Genomic DNA, 2,843 nt, shown 5'->3' on the forward strand with positions numbered 1-2,843 from the left:
CCCAGCCGAGGGGTGCGGGAGGCCGCGACGACAAGCCGAAGCGCGCCGGAAAGCCGCGTCCCGAAGAGCGGCGCTACGACGTAGGCCCCACGGGATCTCACGAAGGTCCCAAGTCAGGGCGCGGTGCGGCGGCACGTGGCGGTGCCAAGGGCGGCCCCAAGCAGGGCCAGAGCACCGGACGCGGGCGCTGGGCGCCGGCGACCTCGCGTGAGTACGACGCGCGGGCCGAGGAGCGCAACCGGGAGCGGTACGCGGGCAAGAAGGACATCAAGCCGCCCAAGACCTTCCCGGGCGCCGAGCAGGAGGGCGAGCGGCTGCAGAAGGTCCTCGCGCGCGCGGGCTACGGCTCCCGGCGCTCCTGCGAGGAGCTGATCGAGCAGTCCCGGGTCGAGGTCAACGGCGAGATCGTGGTCGAGCAGGGTCTGCGGGTCGACCCGGAGCACGACGAGATCAAGGTCGACGGGCTGACGGTGGCGACGCAGTCGTACCAGTTCTTCTCGCTGAACAAGCCCGCCGGTGTCGTCGCGACGATGGAGGACCCCGAGGGCCGGCAGTGCCTCGGCGACTACGTCACCAACCGCGAGACGCGCCTTTTCCACGTCGGGCGGCTCGACACCGAGACCGAGGGTGTGATCCTGCTCACCAACCACGGCGAGCTGGCGCACCGGCTGACCCACCCCAAGTACGGCGTGAAGAAGACCTACCTCGCGCACATCGTGGGCCCGATCCCGCGCGATCTGGGCAAGCAGCTCAAGGACGGCATCCAGCTGGAGGACGGGTACGCGCGTGCGGACCACTTCCGGGTCGTCGAGCAGACCGGCAAGAACTACCTGGTCGAGGTGACCCTCCACGAGGGCCGCAAGCACATCGTGCGGCGCATGCTCGCGGAGGCCGGCTTCCCGGTCGACAAGCTGGTGCGCGTGTCGTTCGGCCCGATCACCCTGGGCGACCAGAAGTCGGGCTGGCTGCGACGGCTGTCGAACACCGAGGTCGGCATGCTGATGCAGGAAGTCGATCTGTAGGTCCTGCCTGCTTACGGCTTGCTTGTGACGGCCGGTTCCGGATTCTCCGGGGCCGGCCGTTTCGGTTTCCTCGGGTGCGGGGGTTGCGCCCGGGCGCGGCCACTCTTTATGGTCTGACTGACTATTAAAGGGGGTGGTTGCTCATGACCACAACACCGGCCTACGACAAGTACGCCTTCGAACCTTTCGCCGTCACGGCCGACCTCGCCGTCCTCACGATCCGCGCCGGCGCCCTGCACGTGCTGCTCGTCGAGCGCGGCCAGGAGCCGTATGCCGGGCACTGGGCCTTGCCGGGCGGCTTCGTGGCGCCGGACGAGTCCGCGGAGACGGCCGCCCGGCGTGAACTCGCCGAGGAGACGGGCCTCTCGGACGTCTCCGGGCTGCACCTGGAGCAACTGCGCACCTACAGCGAGCCCGACCGCGACCCCCGGATGCGGGTCGTCACCGTCGCCTTCGCCGCGCTGCTGCCCGACCCGCCCGAGCCGCGTGCGGGCAGCGACGCGGCGCAGGCCCGCTGGCTGCCCTACGACGCGCTCGGGCCGCTCGCCTTCGACCACGACCGGATCCTGGCCGACGCGCACGAACGGGTGGGCGCCAAGCTGGAGTACAGCTCCCTCGCCACCGCCTTCTGCTCGCCCGAGTTCACGCTCGGGGAACTGCAACAGGTCTACGAGACCGTGTGGGGCGCGGAGTTGGACCGCCCCAACTTCCGCCGCAAGGTGCTCGCGACGCCGGGTTTCGTCGAACCGGTGCTGGGCGGGGCCAAGTTGACCGGCGGTCGCGGCAAACCGGCGGCGCTGTACCGAGCCGGGACCGCCACCGCCCTGTATCCACCGCTGCTCCGGCCGACCCGGGAAGGGAACCCCGCATGACCACGACCACCGTACGCAAGCGTGCCGCCACCGGAGCCTTGATCGGCCTCGCCCTCGGGGACGCGCTCGGTTTCCCGACCGAGTTCAACGATGTGCCCAGCATTCTTGCCAAGTGCGGTCCTTGGCGGGAGATGGAGTTGCCGAAGCCCGCGATCGTCACCGACGACACGCAGATGACGCTGGCGTTGGGGCGCGGGCTGCGAACTGCCATGGAACGGGGGCTGCTTGGGCCCAGGCGGATGGAACGGCCGGTGCGTGAGGAGTTCGTGGACTGGTATCAGTCGCCGGACAACAACCGTGCCCCCGGCCGGACTTGCCTCGTCGCCTGCAACCTGCTGAAGGCGGAGGGGCGGCCCTGGCAGGACGCCAGCCAGATCGGTTCGAAGGGCTGCGGCGCCAACATGCGCGTCGCACCGATCGGATTGATCCCCGGTCTGGACGACGAACAGCGGTCCGGCGCCGCCCAGTTGCAGTCCGCCCTGACCCACGGCCACCCGACCGCCCTCGCCGCGTCCGACCTCACCGCGCACGCCGTACGGCTGCTCGCGCAGGGTGCCGAACCGACCGGACTGGTCGGGCTGCTGCGGTCGTACGCCGTCGAGAACCGCACCCGGTACAGCCACCGCTGGCTCGGCGACCTGTGGACGCGCAGCCAGGACCCCACGCCCGAGCACTTCATCGCACGCGGCTGGGACGAGTGCCTGGAGATCCTGGATCGGCTCCAGGACGCGGTACGCGCCAACTCTCCGGAGACCGACCCGTGTTTGGCCACCGGCGCGGGCTGGATCGCCGAAGAGGCCCTGGCCACCGGCCTGTTGTGCTTCCTGCTCTTCGTGGAGGAGCCGGTGACCGCGTTGCGCCGTGCGGCCTGTACGTCCGGTGACTCGGACTCGATCGCCTGCCTCACGGGGGCGTTCGCTGGGGCGCATCTGGGGGTGGACGCATGGCC

General features: G+C 70.4%; 3 protein-coding genes. All 3 read left to right on the forward strand.

Annotation, left to right across the window (positions count from 1 at the left end; all coding sequences use genetic code 11):
- Positions 1–1,022 (forward strand): pseudouridine synthase (locus AC31A1_RS49495; protein WP_489659608.1); only part of this gene is annotated, 1,022 nt, incomplete at its 5' end.
- A 143-nt stretch (positions 1,023–1,165) separates the two neighbouring features.
- Positions 1,166–1,894, forward strand: a complete 729-nt coding sequence (locus AC31A1_RS49500; RefSeq protein ID WP_489659609.1) for an NUDIX hydrolase — start codon at positions 1,166–1,168, stop codon at positions 1,892–1,894.
- The coding region (locus tag AC31A1_RS49505; protein ID WP_489659610.1) for an ADP-ribosylglycohydrolase family protein at positions 1,891–2,843 on the forward strand (953 nt) is incomplete at its 3' end. The genes AC31A1_RS49500 and AC31A1_RS49505, both read left to right, overlap by 4 nt.

Source organism: Streptomyces sp. P5F9, assembly GCF_057961495.1.